The organism is Halobellus inordinatus, assembly GCF_024498335.1.
Taxonomy (GTDB): Archaea; Halobacteriota; Halobacteria; order Halobacteriales; family Haloferacaceae; genus Haloquadratum; species Haloquadratum inordinatus.
Map to the genome: position 1 here is coordinate 569,689 of NZ_CP101825.1, position 15,678 is coordinate 585,366.

17 protein-coding genes are annotated in these 15,678 nt (G+C 65.8%); 9 read left to right on the forward strand and 8 right to left on the reverse strand.

What is annotated here, in order from left to right; translation table 11 throughout:
• Positions 1-83 precede the first annotated feature (83 nt).
• Complete coding sequence (locus NO362_RS02905; protein ID WP_121568678.1) at positions 84-368, forward strand: DUF5789 family protein; 285 nt, start codon at positions 84-86, stop codon at positions 366-368.
• An 89-nt stretch (positions 369-457) separates the two neighbouring features.
• Here NO362_RS02905 and NO362_RS02910 read toward each other — a convergent pair whose 3' ends face one another.
• Positions 458-1,447, reverse strand: coding sequence for a DUF5784 family protein (locus tag NO362_RS02910; RefSeq protein ID WP_256288632.1), 990 nt, complete (start codon positions 1,445-1,447; stop codon positions 458-460).
• A gap of 137 nt (positions 1,448-1,584) precedes the next feature.
• On the opposite strand from NO362_RS02910, the gene NO362_RS02915 reads away from it, so the two are divergent.
• Entirely contained in the window at positions 1,585-1,758 is a 174-nt protein-coding gene (locus tag NO362_RS02915; protein WP_199723002.1) for a DUF5786 family protein, read from the forward strand.
• 64 nt (positions 1,759-1,822) lie between these two features.
• Here NO362_RS02915 and NO362_RS02920 read toward each other — a convergent pair whose 3' ends face one another.
• From NO362_RS02920 to NO362_RS02940, 5 genes are all read right to left on the reverse strand, one after another.
• Positions 1,823-2,563, reverse strand: a complete 741-nt coding sequence (locus NO362_RS02920; protein WP_256288630.1) for a DUF7530 family protein — start codon at positions 2,561-2,563, stop codon at positions 1,823-1,825.
• Positions 2,563-3,555 (reverse strand): NAD(P)H-binding protein, encoded by a 993-nt coding sequence (locus NO362_RS02925; protein ID WP_256546056.1) that lies wholly within the window; start codon positions 3,553-3,555, stop codon positions 2,563-2,565. Before NO362_RS02925 ends, NO362_RS02920 begins: the two co-directional genes overlap by 1 nt.
• Before the next feature lie 72 nt (positions 3,556-3,627).
• Positions 3,628-4,509, reverse strand: a complete 882-nt coding sequence (locus NO362_RS02930) for a YkgJ family cysteine cluster protein (protein WP_256546057.1) — start codon at positions 4,507-4,509, stop codon at positions 3,628-3,630.
• Positions 4,510-4,515: 6 nt separating this feature from the next.
• Positions 4,516-5,409, reverse strand: a complete 894-nt coding sequence (locus NO362_RS02935) for a universal stress protein (protein ID WP_256546058.1) — start codon at positions 5,407-5,409, stop codon at positions 4,516-4,518.
• Positions 5,410-6,846 (reverse strand): APC family permease, encoded by a 1,437-nt coding sequence (locus NO362_RS02940; protein WP_256546059.1) that lies wholly within the window; start codon positions 6,844-6,846, stop codon positions 5,410-5,412. It abuts the gene before it with no gap.
• Positions 6,847-6,991: 145 nt separating this feature from the next.
• Here NO362_RS02940 and NO362_RS02945 point away from each other — a divergent pair, with 145 nt between their 5' ends.
• On the forward strand, positions 6,992-7,195 hold the full coding sequence (locus NO362_RS02945) for a DUF7561 family protein (RefSeq protein WP_121568685.1): 204 nt from the start codon (positions 6,992-6,994) through the stop codon (positions 7,193-7,195).
• A 129-nt stretch (positions 7,196-7,324) separates the two neighbouring features.
• Here the strand turns inward: NO362_RS02945 and NO362_RS02950 are convergent, their stop codons facing one another.
• A complete protein-coding gene (locus NO362_RS02950) occupies positions 7,325-7,747 on the reverse strand; it encodes a CBS domain-containing protein (protein WP_256546060.1) in 423 nt (140 codons plus the stop codon).
• A 216-nt stretch (positions 7,748-7,963) separates the two neighbouring features.
• Between NO362_RS02950 and NO362_RS02955 the strand changes: the two genes are divergently transcribed.
• Entirely contained in the window at positions 7,964-9,814 is a 1,851-nt protein-coding gene (locus NO362_RS02955) for an ATP-dependent DNA helicase (RefSeq protein ID WP_256546061.1), read from the forward strand.
• A gap of 399 nt (positions 9,815-10,213) precedes the next feature.
• Positions 10,214-10,402, forward strand: a complete 189-nt coding sequence (locus NO362_RS02960) for a DUF7317 family protein (protein ID WP_121568688.1) — start codon at positions 10,214-10,216, stop codon at positions 10,400-10,402.
• A 291-nt stretch (positions 10,403-10,693) separates the two neighbouring features.
• Here the strand turns inward: NO362_RS02960 and NO362_RS02965 are convergent, their stop codons facing one another.
• Positions 10,694-11,827 carry a 60S ribosomal export protein NMD3 gene (locus NO362_RS02965; RefSeq protein WP_256546665.1) on the reverse strand — a complete coding sequence of 378 codons (1,134 nt, stop codon included), beginning with the start codon at positions 11,825-11,827 and terminating at the stop codon, positions 10,694-10,696.
• Positions 11,828-11,967: 140 nt separating this feature from the next.
• On the opposite strand from NO362_RS02965, the gene htpX reads away from it, so the two are divergent.
• The 4 genes from htpX to NO362_RS02985 all read left to right on the forward strand — a co-directional run bounded on the left by htpX (position 11,968) and on the right by NO362_RS02985 (position 15,560).
• Positions 11,968-12,840, forward strand: a complete 873-nt coding sequence (htpX, locus tag NO362_RS02970; protein WP_256288623.1) for a zinc metalloprotease HtpX — start codon at positions 11,968-11,970, stop codon at positions 12,838-12,840.
• Between the two features lie 51 nt (positions 12,841-12,891).
• On the forward strand, positions 12,892-13,506 hold the full coding sequence (gene pspAB, locus NO362_RS02975; protein ID WP_256546062.1) for a PspA-associated protein PspAB: 615 nt from the start codon (positions 12,892-12,894) through the stop codon (positions 13,504-13,506).
• 63 nt (positions 13,507-13,569) lie between these two features.
• Complete coding sequence (locus NO362_RS02980; protein WP_256546063.1) at positions 13,570-14,217, forward strand: hypothetical protein; 648 nt, start codon at positions 13,570-13,572, stop codon at positions 14,215-14,217.
• Positions 14,214-15,560 (forward strand): hypothetical protein, encoded by a 1,347-nt coding sequence (locus NO362_RS02985; protein ID WP_256546064.1) that lies wholly within the window; start codon positions 14,214-14,216, stop codon positions 15,558-15,560. The genes NO362_RS02980 and NO362_RS02985 overlap by 4 nt, the downstream gene beginning before the upstream one ends.
• The last annotated feature ends 118 nt before the right edge of the window (positions 15,561-15,678 follow it).

The following is a 15,678-nucleotide window of genomic DNA, read 5'->3' on the forward strand; positions in this document are numbered from 1 at the left end:
TTAAAGATGATTAAGGAATTTAGAGACCTCATATTCCATCATAGAAAACCATTAAGAATACCCAGCACTCAGAGTAGAGTGTAATGCGCTTGAACCGCACCGGCGATCTCATCGGCGGTCACGAGTTCCCGGCCACGACCGAGGACCTCATCGAGGCGTACGGCGACCAGACTATCGAACTCCCCAACGGGACCGCGCGCCTCGGAGACGTACTCGCTCGTGCGGGCTCTGAGACCTACACCAGCGCCGACGACGCCCACTCGGCGCTCCTCTGTGGCCTCGGTCACGAGGCCATCGGTCGCCGGTACTACAGCGATCGAGACGCCTACGCGACGGGCGAGGAAGGTCCTCAACAGGTGTCCTTCTGAGATAGAGACGTAGCGCGACAGACGACTTTTTTCGAGGTATTCTACAGGCTGAGCAGGCCGAATGCCTCGGGGTCAAGCCCCGAGGCGGTTCACACAGGCACGTCGAGCGGGACGTTCCCCTTCGTGTAGCCTTCGACGCGACCGGACGGCCTGAGCCGGAAGACCACGGCCGGCCGGTGGTGCACGTCCGGCCGCTCGGCGAGTATCGACTGCCACTCGTCGTCTGGGAACGACGAGCAGTCGACGAAGAGGACGACGCCGCCGCCGTGTTTTTCCAGTTGCCCATCGGACTTCGTCGCTGCCGTGTCGCGGACGGCCGCGATCGGCGTGCCCGCGCGACGCTGTCCCGTCGGCGTCGGCCGCGTCACTTCGACGAGAACGGACTCGTCGTCGCTTTCGGCCCGGTAGTCGATAGCGTGCCCCGTCGACACTTCGATCTCCGGTTCGATGTCGTAGCCGTCGTCGACGAGGAGGTGACCGGCGTTGAACTCCCCCATCGCGGCCGTCATCCGCGTGAGATCGAGGTACTCGGAGGTGCCGAGTTTGCCGGCCATCACCTCCCGCCAGTCGTCTAAGACGCGCGTACGGAGGAACGACTCGTAGAATTCGAGGGCCTCCTCACGAGTGACGTCGGGGAAGCCAGCGGCGTGTTCGTCGAAGAACTCGCGGGTCGTCTCGCGGCCGTCTTTCGAGAGGAAGACCGGCAGGAAGAACCACGAGAGGTGCGGGTACGGTTCGAGCCACGGGCTCTCCTCGTGCAGTTGTGCGGTGAGTTCTCGCGTGGCCCACCGTGAGACGTCGTCGGGGATCGCCTCGAAACTGTACTTCTCCGTGCGCCAGAGCGCCTCCGGCGTCTCGGTATTCCCGAGCCAGTAGGCCTCGTCGTCGTTCCACAGAAACAGCGCGATGTCGCCGTTGTCCATCTCGAATCGCTCGCCCGAATATCGGGCGGGCTGTTTGAACCACGGACTGCGACGGGTCGCACCGAGATTCCGGTCTAGATCGCGATAAATTTGTCCGACCACCCGGCCCTCCGTCCAGCGGCTGGGGGCGTGTCGAAAGCGTAGTGGGCGTGCCACACTGTACGGTAGCGGTTCAATCGGTTTATACTGTCGCCTCGGAGCGGCCGAGAGTTGTCACGGCGTCGAAACCACGAGGAGAAACCCTCAGACGGCGATACATATATGTGGGTGACACTCTCACGGTATAATGTACCATGTCGATGGGCGCATACGACGACGACGAACACGAGCGTCGTGAGCGGAAGAACGGTGCAGTCGATACGGATTTCTCCGACGACCGGACAGTGTATCGAGGGTCCGTAGAGTACGACTCCGGCGACTCGACAGAAGCGCTCCTCGACCAGTTCAAACAGTTGCAGGGCGAGTGAGGCCGGGCGACGCGGGGTGAGCGTCGCCGACGCCACTCCTCCGTTCTGCCGAGAGGAGCTGACATTACCCTTCGAGCGGAGCGGCCGTCACGCGAAGCGTCGCCATCGCCGCCAGAGAGACGACGGTGACTGCGACGATGTGGCCGCCGACGGCCAGTAGCAACACCGGCCTATCGAGGACGAACGGGACCATCGCGAGTTGCGTCAGGCCGAAGACGACGTTGAGCGCGTCGAGACGACGGAGTCGGTGCGCCGTCTCGGCGTCGAACGAGTAGCGCCACGAGCGCCACAGCGCGACGACGGCGGCCCACCACGAGGTGCCGATGCGGTAACAGAGGTCCCAGAGGATCAAGAGCGTGAGATACACGACCGGGATCGGCGGGTCGGGACCGAACAGCCACTCGAAGAGCGTCGGATCGGCGGTCCGCGGGTCGAAAACGAACAGATGCGTCACGAGTGCGACGAACGCGAGAATCCCGAGTACGACCTCGATGCTCGACCCGAACAGCAGACGACGATACGGTTCCGGGAGGTCGAGGCGGCGCGTCCGTCGCCCGAACTGCCGCATCACGCCGCTGCCGACCGCGGCGACGGCGACGGCGACCGTTCCCGGCAGGACGGCCGTCCAGAGGTCGTAGTACCACGCGAGGACGAGCACGCCGGTCTGAAAGATCGCCAACTGGATCGCGATGGCTTGCAGGTCCGAGAGGTCGATCCCGGGGACAGCACCGACGATGCTCTCGTAGACCCAGGTGTCGCCGTACCGCTCGACGCCGCTCTCGTAGCGCGGATTTGGCCGGGCCATCACCGATCGAGCGGCCGAACGGTCGGGTCGGAGACGGTCCCGCCGTCGGCCGTCGGCGTTTCGCCCTCGTCTCCGGCGACCGCCGCGCCGCCACGTCCCTCACGGGTCGTCGCTTCGGCCTGAAGCGCTTTCCTGATGGCTTCGTCGAACGGTGTCAGATCGACGTCGACGAGCGACTCGATCCGGTGATCGCGCACGACGACGGGGTTCTTCAGCCCCTCGATCAGAGGACGGGCGACCGGTGCCGGAACGTCCGTGACCAGCCCGATCCACAGCGAAGAGAGTTTCGGGGAGAGGATCGGCACCGGAACGATCGTGGGGGCGCGCCCGCGCTGACGACCGACCCGGATCAGGATCTCCCGGTAGGTCAACACGTCCGGGCCGCCGATCTCGTAGGTTTCATCCGCTGTCTCGGGCACGTCGAGAACGCCCACGAGGTACGCGATGGCGTCGTCGACGAATATTGGTTGACACTTCGTCTCGACCCAGCGCGGCGTCACCATCACCGGGAGGCGCGAGGCCAACTGTTTGATCATATCGAAGCTCGCAGAGCCCGCGCCGATCAGGATCGCGGCCCGCAGCGTCGTGAGCGCGTACTCGCCCTCGCCGAGGATGTTCTCGACTTCCCGGCGCGAGCGGAGGTGCTCGGAGAGTCGGTCCCGTTCCTCGCCGAGGCCGCCGAGGTAGACGACGCGCTCGACGCCGTGTTCGGAGGCGGCGTCGGCGAAACTCCGCGCGGCCCGCCGGTCGCGTTCCTCGAAGTCGGCGCCCGAGCGCATCGAGTGGACGAGGTAGTAGGCGGCGTCGACGTCGAGCGCCGACTCGAAGCTTCCGGGCTCGAGGAGGTCGCCCTCGACGACCCGGACCTCCGGCGGCGCGTCGTACCGCGATGCGTCCCGAACGAGCACCGTCACGTCGTGACCGGCGTTGAGAAGGGCGGGAACGAGACGGCCACCGACGAACCCGGTCGCACCCGTTACGAGAACTCTCATACCGATGAATGGATCCGTAGCTTGTTAACAGTTCTCGCCGCTCGTCGGACGACTGCGGAAAACAAGAGACGGCTACGCGTCGTCGATTGCGTCCCAGCCCGGCGTCTGCGGCGCGCCGCGTGACACCTCGACGTCGTCGCCGGACGGCGGGTCACTCGCCCGTTCACCGGGGGCTCCGGCGGCCTCCGTCCACTCACGAATCGCTTGTCCGGCCCACGAGTCGGCGTCGAGTACGTCCGCGGTCGCGGCCGCGGCGCGCCCGTCGTCGACAGAGAGCGACCCGGGATGGGACCCCGCGGCGGCCCCGACGAACGCCGCGCGGTCCGTGTCGGTGAGTTCGCCCCGCTGCATCCGGTCGACGACGCCGTCGAGGTCGTCGGGGTCGGGGTAGCCGAACACCTTCGCGCCAATCGCCTGCGGCCCGAGCAGCAGGCCGCTGTACTCGCCAGGGGCGTCGTCGAGCAGCCGTTTCCCGTCGTGCTCGGCTTCGACGCGCTCGCACTCGGTCTCGACGCCGAGGTCGAGGTTGTGACTCGGATACGCCGAACACTCCTCGGGGTAGAGGTCGCCCTCGTGGATTCGACACTGGAGCGTCTCGGGGTCTAAGAACGCACAGGCGGACAGCCACCGCGGTTCGGTCCCGAACGGGGCGACGGGCTTCGGTGGTTTCCGCAGGCCGACGAAGAACGCCGGACGTCCGTCGATGGCGGCGAGCCGAACGCCGTCGACGACGACGCCGGGCGTCTCCTCGTCGACGCGCCAGAGCCGCGGTGTCAGAACGTCGCCGAGTCCCCGCTCGACGAACCGTGCGACCTCGTCGCGCGTCAGGGGTACGAGGTTGTACGCGTCGTCGAGCGGTTCACCGGGACCGCGCCGCTCGTGATCGGACGGCGAGTCGGCGATCGGTCGCCAGTCGAGACAGCAGCCGGCGCAGTTCTCACAGTCCAGTTCCATCGTCGATCACTCCGGGTCGTCAGCGTCGAGGTCCTGATCGGGCTGTGGCTCCGGGGCCGATCCCCCGGCGGTCTCGTCTTCGTCGGTCACCGATTGCGCGTCTGCAGTTTCGCCGTCCGAATCCGCGACCTCTGCGTCCGGGTCGCGGTCGCGGACGACGAGCACGGGCGCGACTGCCCCCTCGGCGACGCGCTCGGCGTCCTCACCGAGCAGCACGGCGAGAAGCGACTCGCGGCCCTCGCCCATCACGATGATATCGGCCTCGTCCGAGCGATCGACGATATCGTGGATTTGCAGCATCGCGGTCGTCGTCTCCGTGGTGATCTGCTCGGCCGGGAGGCCCCGTCCGCGGAGTCGCTCGGCTGCGGTGTCGACGGCACTCTCGGCGTCGAACTCCGAGCCCTCGCCTGCCGCGATTCCCCAGAGCGTCACGTGGCCCGCACCGCCGGCGAGCAGCGTCGCGACGAGATCTGCGAGCCGGCCGCCGTCGATCGCGCCGCGGATCGGCACGAGCACCTCCGAGATTTCGCCGGCTGGGTTCGGTAAGAGGATCGCCGTTGCGCCCACTTCGGTCGCGACGCGGTCGATCGTCTGCTCGCGGTCGTGGGTGAACACGACGCGCGTCTCCGGTTCGCCGCCGGCGTCGATGAACGACTGCGCGATGTCGTCGACGGCCTCCTGCGCCCGGTCTTCGAACTGCATACTCGCCTGCTCTGTCGGCGTCTGATCCGGCAGAACGTGGTAGCCGAGGACGATCACGTCTGCCGGCGCGAGGAATTCGACGACCGTATCGGGGATCGTCTGTCCCTCCAACACCTCAACCGGGAGGAGGATCACCGGCGGTTCACGGATCACGAGGTCGGCGTCGATCAGGTTCTCACCCGGAAGATCACCCCACATCTACAGCACCCCCTTGAGCTGGACGTCGCTGGCGTAGTACTTGTACCATCCGGCGGATACGAGCATAATTGCGACGCCGACGATCTGTGAGGTCGGCTGCATAAACAGGATCAGCCCCGCGCTCGCGACGGCGCCGAGTCCCGCGACGACGCGGTGGGCGGGCACGCGGAACGCCGGATCGTACCACTCGGGCTCGTCGCGGCGCATCACGATGAGCGCGACGCACATCAGGCAGTACATCACGAGGTGGAGGAACGAGGCGACCTCGGCGAGCACCTCCACCTCGCCGAATGCGACCAATACCAGCACTGGTCCGCCGGCCATCGTCAGCGCGACGTGTGGCGTCCCGTAGCGGAGATTCATCCGACTCGCGAACCGGGGGATGATCTCGTCTTTGCTCACCGCGAACACCGCCCGCGACGTCGAGAGGATCGAGGCGTTCGCACTCGAAATCGTCGCGAGCAGCCCCGCGATGAGGATCGCGATTGCACCGGTCGAGCCGACGAAACTGCGCGCGACCTCGACGATGGCGGTCTCGCCGAACGAGGCGAGCGTCTCGCTCCCGAACGCGCTGGTGGCGACGAAGATCGTCGCGACGTAGAGGATGCCGACGATCACCACCGACGCGACCATCGCCAGCGGGAGATTCCGTCCCGGGCGCTTGATGTCGCCCGCGACGGTGGCCACCTGCGCGAACCCGAGATACGAGGTGAACACGAGCGCCGCAGTCGTGAACACCGGCAGCGGGCCGAACGGCGCGAACGTCTCCGGCGTGCTCGCGCGCCCGAACACGCCGAGCGAGTCCAGCCCACCGTACCCCAGAAAGAACACCAGAATCGTCAACAGCAGCCCGACGACGTAGTTCTGCAGCGCAGCGGCGTTCTCCGTGCCAAAGAGGTTCAAGGCAGTCAAGAATACGCCGAACAGGAGCGCGAACGGGATGACGATCGGGACGTTGCCGACGGCGACGCCGGCCTCCGCGAGGACCGCCGCGACGTAACTCCCGAAACCGACGAGGTAGAACGCCGTCGCGAAGACGAGTCCGAGCCAGATGCTGAGACCGACGACGGCGCCGGGGAGCGCGCCGAGCGCCCGGGAGATGAAGTAGTAGCCGCCGCCGGATTTCGGCATCGCCGTCGCCAGTTCGGAAGTCGGGAGCGCGACGAACAGCGCGATGACCGCGCCGATACCGAAGGAGGCCGCTGCGGCCGGACCGGCACCGCCGGCGGCGAGTCCGGGGAAGACGAAGATGCCCGCGCCGATCATCGTTCCCACCCCGATCGAGATCCCTCCCGAGAGCCCGATCGTGCGCTCCAGTTCCGTCCCCGCTTCGGTGACAGTCGCCTCCTCGTCGTCGGCTGTCGGCGTTATCACCGCTGGCGTCTCGCCGGTGTGCGTGTCGCTGGCGGTGGCCGACGCGCCGTCGTAATCGCTCATTTCACACCAACTGTTCGACGGATGAACAGTAGAAGCCTCGGATATATCACATTAGTAACTGTAATCCGGAGACGGCACGCGGCGAGCGTCGACCCGACGCCACGCTCGCCGCAGGACGTATAGCCGTCGGCCACGTCGCTCCCCTATGACGAGCGAGCCTTGCGATGCGTGCGGTCGGTCGGTGCGGATCGCCGGCGGAATCGGCGACTTCTGGTCGTTCGAGACCGAGTCGACGGGCGGGATGACCCTCGAACTCGACGACGGCGGCGAGTACTTCCTGTGTCACGACTGCATCGCGCGCCTGCCTGACGACCGAGTCGTGACGAGCGAGGACGTCGAATCCCTCTGAAAAACGGCTCCTCGCCGGCCGGGTCGGCAGAACGGAGGGGTTCGTCCGTTCATAGGGGTATCGTACGTCCTCATAGATGTCTCGCCGTATCGTCCGGCGAGACTCTCTGAACGGTTGCGATACCCTCTATCAGTACGGCGGCGATTCCGCGTCGATGACGCCGGCGAGATTCCCGAGCTCGCCGGTCAGGAGGACCGCGAGATCGTCGAGAGTGACGATGCCGGCGAGGTCGCCGGCCTCGTCGACGACGGGCATCCGTCGGACGCCCTCGTTGCACAGTCGCGTCGAAAGCTCGAACAGGCCAGTGTCCGCCTGAACGGTCACCGGGTCCGTGCTCATCATCCGCTCGGCGTCCATCTCCTCGGCATCGAGCTGGTCGGCTGCAATTCGGATCGCGATGTCGCGGTCGGTGATGAGACCGACGGGCTCGTCGCCCTCGACGACGACGACGCTGCCGACGTTCTCATCGCGCATCGTGGTCGCCACTTCGTGGACGGGTGTTTCGAGGGAGGCGGTTACGACTTCGTGGCGCATTATGTCGGAGACGGTCATCGGTCGAACACCATCGTATACACGACTCGGGAAGCAGAAAAGAAGGACCTGTCATTCTCAAATAATGAAAACTATTGTGCTGTTTGTACAATACTGTTGGAGTGAAGAGTGGGAGTGCAGAACAGCAGACGCGATGCGGGACGGCGTCTCCAGTACAGGTGGGCTGTGTCGGGTCCCGTCTGAAGGTTTTTATCCGAGAGCGGCACAGGGTCGGGTGTGGACCCCGATCGGATCCCCCCGTCGTTTCCGGCCCCGAGCTTCCGCGGCGCACAAGAGCAGGCGCTCTCGGACATCCGAGACGCGTTCGCGGCCGGCAACGACGTCGTCCTCGTCCGCGCGCCGACCGGCAGCGGCAAGTCCCTCCTCGCGCGGTCGATCGCGGGCGCGGCGGCGACGACCGACGAAGTCGCGCCCGCGGAGGCGACTGACGCCTACTACACGACGCCGCAGGTGTCCCAACTCGACGACGTCGCAGAGGATCCGCTGTTGGACGACCTGAACGTAATCAGAGGCAAGTCGAACTACACCTGTATTCTGAACGGCGAAACCGACACGCCGGTCGACCGCGCGCCCTGCGTCCGACAGGCGGGCTTCGACTGCTCGGTCCGACACCGCTGTCCGTACTTCTCCGATCGGGCGATCGCCTCGAACCGTCGCATCGCGGCGATGACGCTGGCGTACTTTATGCAGACCGCGGGCTCGGACGTGTTCCGCAAGCGCGACGTCGTCGTGATCGACGAGGCGCACGGACTCGCCGAGTGGGCGGAGATGTACGCGACAGTCGATCTGAACCCCCGGACGGTCCCCGTCTGGGACGACGTCGGGATTCCCGACGTCACGGCCGCCGGCGACCCCGTCGAGCGGACCGTGCGGTTCGCTGAGACGCTCGCGGGCGTCTGCGAGCGCGCGAAAGACGAGTTGCTGCGGAAGCCCGATTTGACGCCGGAGGAAGCGGCGCGGCGCGACCGCCTCCAGGAGCTCCGATCGGAGCTCACCTGGTTCGTCGACGACTACCGAAATCCCGAGAGCCCGACGACCTGGGTTGTCGACCAGCCCGACGGCGAGGGGAGTCCGGTCACGATCAAACCGCTCGATCCCGCCAGGTATCTGCACCACACGGTCTGGGAGCGGGGGAACAAGTTCGCGCTCCTCTCGGCGACGATCCTGAACAAGGCGGCGTTCTGTCGGGGAGTCGGCCTCGATCCCTCGAACGTCGCGCTCGTCGACGTCGAGCACACGTTCCCGGTGGAGAACCGGCCGCTGTACGACGTCACGCAGGGGAAGATGACCTACGACCGGCGTGACGAGACGCTCCCGAAAGTGGCGCGGACGCTCGTGCGGATTATGGCGAAGCACCGGGACGAGAAGGGACTCGTGCACTGTCACTCGTATGCGATCCAGTCGGAGCTCCGACGCCGACTCGCACAGCTCGGGCTCGGGAGTCGCGTTCGGGCGCACGACCGGGAGGACCGCGACGCCGCCTTAGAGTCGTGGAAGGCGACCGACGATCCCGACGTCTTCCTCTCGGTGAAGATGGAGGAGGCGCTCGATCTCTCCGGGGATCTGTGCCGCTGGCAAGTCGTCTGTAAGGCCCCGTATCTCAACACGAACGACTCCCGCGTCGCCCGCCGCCTCGACGACGGCCAGTGGTCGTGGTACCGCCGGGCGGCACTCCGAACGGTCATTCAGGCCTGTGGGCGGGTCGTCCGCGCCCCCGACGACTACGGCGCGACGTATCTCGCGGATTCGTCGCTACTAGACCTGTTCGAGCGTACGCGAAGCGATATGCCCTCGTGGTTCCGCGACCAGGTGGATCGGTTGTCGACGCCGGACCTCCCCGAGTTCGATCAGGTGACGGCGGGCGGACAGTCAGGATCCCGACGAACGTCGAGCGGGCGTCGGTCGTCGGCGCGCGATCGGACGGCGACCCGCACCGAGAGTCGCTCCTCGTCGGGTGGGTCGAATCAGTCGAGCGGAACCACGCGCTCGGGGAGTAACCGGGGCACGTCCGAGTCTGACGACGAACAGTCGGACCACCCGCTGTCGGACGTGTGGGGCGATACGTAGTCGGCAGCGTGATCTGACGGTCGTTAGAGGAGTAAGGACGCCCCGTAGGCGAACGACGAGCCGACCATCAAGAGAACGAGAATGAGCGCGAGCACCTGCTGTCGATCCATAGTGGGAGTACGCTCGCATCTAATTCAATTCTTTCGCTGTCCGGTCGCTCGCCTCGGCGGCAGGATACATAGAGAGTGGAGATCGACGCGGCACATTGTGTGACTACACAGAGAATCCACGCGATACCGAAACGGATACATAATGAACGTTAATTTGAGTTTAAGATAGGACTCCTATATAGCGAAGAAGAATACATTTGTTTTGTATTAACACGCTTCTGTGATTGTTTGAGACAGTATCTCACAGAATACTTAACACCTTCAGTAGCGTGGTGATAATTGTCCGGCAATGTATACCCACGGGCTGAACACGGCGATGACCCTGTACCGGAACGGAACACTGACACTGTCGCAGGCGGCGTCGCGGGCGGGCCGCTCGAAGGACGCGTTCGAGACGGCACTCGTGCGGCACGGCATCTCGGTGCGGGAGAATCAGGCGCGGCCCGGAGCAGCGGACGCGTCTGCGAGCGCAGACTAGCATACAGAGTTTCTACTGATCTAGCGAGGGTGAGAGCCGCAGCACCGTCTCCAGCACGTCGGCCTGCTCGTAGTCCGTCGACCGGGTCGTAGTCACTCAGAAGTCCCCGTGATTCCTCGTTCCGTAGTCGCTCGGAAGTGTCGGTATTTTCGCCGGCGCTCGGTATTGTCGCCGTTCATACTGTCGGACAGAAGTTCGTGAATCATGTTGGCACCTACGGGGTGCCGATGATTTTCATATAGTTCTGTCCAACAGTATCAGAATTTGTCGTCGCCACCGTCCGCGTCGCCGCTACCGACGTTGTTCGTCGCTGTCGACCGCGTCCTCGGGGAGCACGTGCAGTCCGGCGCGACTTTTCAGTACCGGCACGGCATCCGCGTCGGCGTCGACGTACGACGGGCGGGCGATCGTCTTCGACTCGTAGGTGTCGGGATCGAGCACCTGAATCGCGTACTCGTCCTCGACGGCGACGACGGTCGTCTCGTCCGCGTCGTCGACGGTCCCGAGTTGTCGCGCGTCGGGCGTCTCGCCCTCCTCGAAGGAGGCCTCGTACTGGTCGCCGGTCGTGAGTCGAACGCCCTTGAGGTTCCCGCGGACGCTCCGGACCAGCACCGGCCCGTCGTCGTCTTTTGGGTCGAGGACGTCGCCGGGCGTGAACTTCGGGAGGCGGACGGCGTAGGTCACCCGATAGACCTCGTTGCCGTCGCTGTCCTCGGTCACGAGCGTCGGGTACTCCTTGACGTGCCCGCCGAGTTCTCTGACGATCCGCTTTGCGACGCCGCCGCCCAACTGATTCGTCGAGATCTTGATGTCGGTGCCGTCGTCGGTCTCTTTCGTCTCCGAGATGAACGCGTTTCGGTCGCCGGTGTCCTCGCGCTCTTGGACGTACGACTCGGCGATCTCGACCGCCCGTGCCTCCTCCTCGGCAGTGGGCGTCCGATCGTCGGCTCTGACCTGTACGATGCTGGCGTAGTAGCCGCCGGCGATCCGCCCGCAGCGGTCACACGTCTGTCGCGAGATGAGGACCGGCACGGTTACGCTCTCCTCGCGGTAGGTGCCGCGGACGATGCCGCTGAAGGTGCAGTGCATCCGGATCGTGTTCTCGTCGACCTGCTCGGGTTCGACGCCCCAGCGGACGTCTTCGGCCTTCAGGTGGACGCCGAGCGCCTCCGAGACCTGTTCGACGGCCACGTCGGTGTAATCGCGCGCGCCGACGTCGACCCAGCGGTTCCCCTCGTAGACTGCGCCGCACTGCGAGCAGACGCGGACCTCGATCCGCTCGGGGGCGTCGACGAGGTCGAAGTCCTCGAAGTAACAGTCGTCACAGAGGACGGCGTCGCGCTCTCGGGGTTCCCCGGGTAGGGGTTCTGATCGCTCCGATACCGGGTCCCCACACCGCGGGCAGAAGTCTCCCGAACTCATCAGCCACCGTAGACGACGGAGGCGGTTAAGCGCGACGAATAGGCGAGCGTTCGAAGATGCGAGAGCGCGAGAGGCGACCGCACTGGGCGTCGGACCCACCCAGCCCCCAACACCGTTTATTACGCTGAAGGCATAGTCGGGGTATGGACTGGAAACCCGACTGGGGACTCCGGGGCCGTATGGTCCTGACGATGTTCCTGCTCTTCGCCCTCTATCTCGTCTTCGTGGGTGCGCTGTGGTGGACGGACTCGTTCTTCTATCTCCCGTTGATGGGCGCGTTCGTCCTCGCGCAGTTCTTCTTCAGCGACAAGCTCGCACTCTACAGTATGGGCGCAAAGAAAGTCTCAGAGGAGGAGTACCCCGAACTGCACGCGACGGTCTCACGCCTCAGCCAGCAGGCTGACCTCCCAAAACCCGCAGTCGCCGTCGCCGACTCGCGCGTCCCGAACGCCTTCGCCGCCGGTCGCTCGCAGAAGAAATCGACGGTATGCGTGACGACCGGGCTCCTCCGGACGCTCGACCGCGACGAACTGGAGGGCGTGATCGCACACGAACTCGCGCACGTGAAGAACCGCGACGTGATGGTGATGACCATCGCGTCGTTCCTCTCGACGGTCGCGTTTATGATCGTCCGGATGGGCTTTTGGTTCGGCGGCGGCCGGGACCGCCAGGGCGGAGGTGGCGGCTTCCTCGTCGCGATCGTCGCATCGCTCGTCGTCTGGATCGTCTCGTTCGTCCTGATCCGCGCGCTCTCGCGCTACCGCGAGTTCGCCGCCGACCGCGGCGGGGCGCTCATCACCGGGAAGCCCTCGGCGCTCGCGTCGGCGCTGCTGAAGATCGACGGTCGGATGGACAAGGTCCCGAAGGAGGACCTCCGCGAGCAATCGGAGATGAACGCGTTCTTCATCGTCCCGCTGAAGAGCGACGTCATCGGCAAACTGTTCAGCACCCACCCCGCGACGGAGAAGCGCGTCGACCGCCTCCGCGACCTCGAACGCGAACTGGAGACGCGGTAAGATGACCCGGACAGAGAGGCTCGGTGGGGCGGAGAACGGAGGGATCAGCTGATGGGCCTGTTCGATACGATCCGAACGGTGCTCGGGACGAACGCCGAGGCGGACGCGACCCGCGACGCCGATCCCGAGGACCTCTTCGGGATGAGCACCGCCTACGTGACGATGGAGGCCGACCTCGGCTTCCGCTCGGTCGGTGCCGCCGCCCTCTGTTTCTCCGGCGTCGATAGCACAGACTTCGAGGCGGCGGTCGACGAGGTCGAGGCGATCCTTCGCGCGGGCGAGGAAGAGACCGGGACGACCTTCGATGTCCGCGAGGACAGCCACGGCTGGGAGTGGGTCGTCCTCCGCGACGACGACCCCGAGGATCTCGTAACGAGCGTCCACTTCGCCGCCGACGAGTTCGTCGAACGCGGCTACGGCTCGCGACTCCTCGCCGCCGTCTTCGGGTTCGAACGCGACGGCGGGAGCGGCGAGCGCGCCTACTGGATCTACTCGTTCCGGCGAGGGTCGTACTACCCCTTTGCCCCCCGCCGCGGAAAGGAACGCGAGCAACGCCTGGAGTTCAAACTGGACTCGGTCCTCGACGGCGAACTGGAGATCGAAGACGACGAGTCCTACTGGTATCCGATGTGGCCCGACCGCGACGGCGGCCACCCCTGGGAGTGAGATCGGGCACGCTGGCGGCGTTCCCCGGGGCTATTTGACGCCGTCTCCTGTAGTACTACCGCGATGCCCTCCAGTACGAGTTCGCCGACCAGGCGACGCCTCCTTCGATCGACGGCTGCCCTCCTCGGAGCGGGTGCCCTCGCCGGATGCGGGGGTCACTCCGGTGCGTCCGGCTCAAGCACCGTCAGCGGCCCCGGCGCCGAACCGCCCGCAGATGCGCTTGTCGATCCGACCGCCGTGAAACTTCGGAACCCGGAGCTGAAACCAGTCGTGTCGACCGGGACGGAAACAACGACGAAGTCTGACGACCAGTCCGAGACGCCCATCGACGACTGGCGGCACACCCTCGTCGGCGACGCCGAAACCGCAGCGTCGCTCTCGTTCGCCGACGTCGACGGCGCCGACGAAGCGAAAGCGCTCCTCGAAGAGACAGATTTCGAGTCGCAGTCGGTGTACGTCGAACGACACGCGATCGGCGAGTGTTACGAGCGGCGGCTCTGTTGGGTCCGCTGGACCGAGCACGAAATCGAAACCGACTACGCACGGATCCTCCGCGACGCCGACGTGGCCTGCGAAGCCGACGCCCGAGACGTCGTGACCTACCTGATCCGGATTCCAGTCGCATTGGACCCAGAGCAGGTGAACAGCTACAGTTCGGGAAGCGGGAGCGGCCCCTGTCGGACGCCCACAGACGGGGAGGTGAAACGATGACCCGTTCCTCACGCGGACGCCGCCTCGACCGGCGGCGCTTTCTCGCGGCCTCGAGTGCCACTGGTCTCGCGCTGCTCGCCGGGTGTACGGATCGGATTCCGATCATCGGCGACAGCCGACAGATGCTCGACGGCGACGCCCTCAGCGCGATTGCCGACGAGGAGCCGCCGACAGTTCCCGAGACGTTCCCTGTCGACATCGAGGCGTCCTTCACCGAACAGCATCGCACAGCGGCGCAGTCGAAGCTCGACTCCGTCCCCGCGCCGTTCGACGACACAGAGATTCCGAACGGCGTGATCCGAGAGCGCCTCAACGACGACTACGACTACGCGAGAGAGTCGCTCCAGCAAGCCGACGCCGCGCAGACGCCGTACTCTCGACTCGAGCACACGACTCGCGCGCGAGCGACCAGCCGTCAACTCCAGGCCGCCTGGGGCGCCATCGAGTCCGATCTGACCCGGTCGGATCTCGAAGCGGAGGTACCGCAGATCGAAGACGACCTCGACGCGTTCGTCTCCGGATGGTCCTACGTCGGCGACGACCCGGTTCGCGCTGCGGTCGTCCACGCTGAAATCGAAGGCGAGATCCGCGGATCCCGGCGCTGGCTGGCGATACATCCGGAGGAGTACGCGAGCGCTAGCGGACAGTCGCTCGAACTCGGCGAGATGGCGTCCGACCTCGAATACGCCCGCGTCAGCGTCGCGGTGGCGTCGTACTTCTTCGATCGTTTCCGGGGAGATCTCGGAGAGCAGGTGGATCAGGAGTCCCGCTTCGAGCGTGCACGACGGAAACTTCGAGAACGTCTCCAGCAGGAGGCCGGGTCGCTCCCGCGCGAAGACATCGACGATCCGACCGAGTTCGTCGACCGCGACGTCGACGAGACGGCCGGCATCCGGGCGCTCGCGGAACTCGCTCGGGACGCGCGAAGACGTGTCGACGATACGGACGGCAGTGACGACGGCCCACGGCTCGCGATCGAACTCCTGCTCGCGTCGCGTGCGCTCGCGCACCTGGAGGCATACCAGTCCCTCCGCGAGCGGATCGAGAACGGCGACGACGTCGCGATCGACGACGCAGAAGACGTGACGGCGCTTCGCTCGGACGCCGTCGCGGCCATCGAGGGGGCACGCGAGGCCGAGCAGGGACAGTTGCTCGTGCGCGCCACACTGCCGCGGTTCGCCAACGAGATCCGCTGGGCCGACGAGCGGTTTGCGGACCTCTCTGGATCGGTCTCTGCGGAGTCGGTGACGTACGACGCCGTCGACTACGTCGTCGTCGCCGAACTCTGCCGCGCGCTGCCGTCGGCGAGCGCTGACGTGGCGGCTGTGCTTCGGGAGTCGTAGGCGGGGCGACGACACAGCCGAACTCGTTACGAGCCCCAAATCGTCACGAATCCCGTTCATCCGGTATGAATCCTCTCCCACGCGAGCACCGGGAGTCGCTGCAGTGCGGCGTTTTTAC

What these genes read in the sequence shown, in the direction of transcription:
- NO362_RS02905 (WP_121568678.1), top strand. Translation starts at nt 84, where the DNA reads ATGCGCTTGAACCGCACCGGCGATCTCATCGGCGGTCACGAGTTCCCG.
- NO362_RS02915 (WP_199723002.1), top strand. Translation starts at nt 1,585, where the DNA reads ATGTCGATGGGCGCATACGACGACGACGAACACGAGCGTCGTGAGCGG.
- NO362_RS02920 (WP_256288630.1), bottom strand. Translation starts at nt 2,563, where the DNA reads ATGGCCCGGCCAAATCCGCGCTACGAGAGCGGCGTCGAGCGGTACGGC.
- NO362_RS02925 (WP_256546056.1), bottom strand. Translation starts at nt 3,555, where the DNA reads ATGAGAGTTCTCGTAACGGGTGCGACCGGGTTCGTCGGTGGCCGTCTC.
- NO362_RS02930 (WP_256546057.1), bottom strand. Translation starts at nt 4,509, where the DNA reads ATGGAACTGGACTGTGAGAACTGCGCCGGCTGCTGTCTCGACTGGCGA.
- NO362_RS02935 (WP_256546058.1), bottom strand. Translation starts at nt 5,409, where the DNA reads ATGTGGGGTGATCTTCCGGGTGAGAACCTGATCGACGCCGACCTCGTG.
- NO362_RS02940 (WP_256546059.1), bottom strand. Translation starts at nt 6,846, where the DNA reads ATGAGCGATTACGACGGCGCGTCGGCCACCGCCAGCGACACGCACACC.
- NO362_RS02945 (WP_121568685.1), top strand. Translation starts at nt 6,992, where the DNA reads ATGACGAGCGAGCCTTGCGATGCGTGCGGTCGGTCGGTGCGGATCGCC.
- NO362_RS02950 (WP_256546060.1), bottom strand. Translation starts at nt 7,747, where the DNA reads ATGACCGTCTCCGACATAATGCGCCACGAAGTCGTAACCGCCTCCCTC.
- NO362_RS02960 (WP_121568688.1), top strand. Translation starts at nt 10,214, where the DNA reads ATGTATACCCACGGGCTGAACACGGCGATGACCCTGTACCGGAACGGA.
- htpX (WP_256288623.1), top strand. Translation starts at nt 11,968, where the DNA reads ATGGACTGGAAACCCGACTGGGGACTCCGGGGCCGTATGGTCCTGACG.
- pspAB (WP_256546062.1), top strand. Translation starts at nt 12,892, where the DNA reads ATGGGCCTGTTCGATACGATCCGAACGGTGCTCGGGACGAACGCCGAG.
- NO362_RS02980 (WP_256546063.1), top strand. Translation starts at nt 13,570, where the DNA reads ATGCCCTCCAGTACGAGTTCGCCGACCAGGCGACGCCTCCTTCGATCG.
- NO362_RS02985 (WP_256546064.1), top strand. Translation starts at nt 14,214, where the DNA reads ATGACCCGTTCCTCACGCGGACGCCGCCTCGACCGGCGGCGCTTTCTC.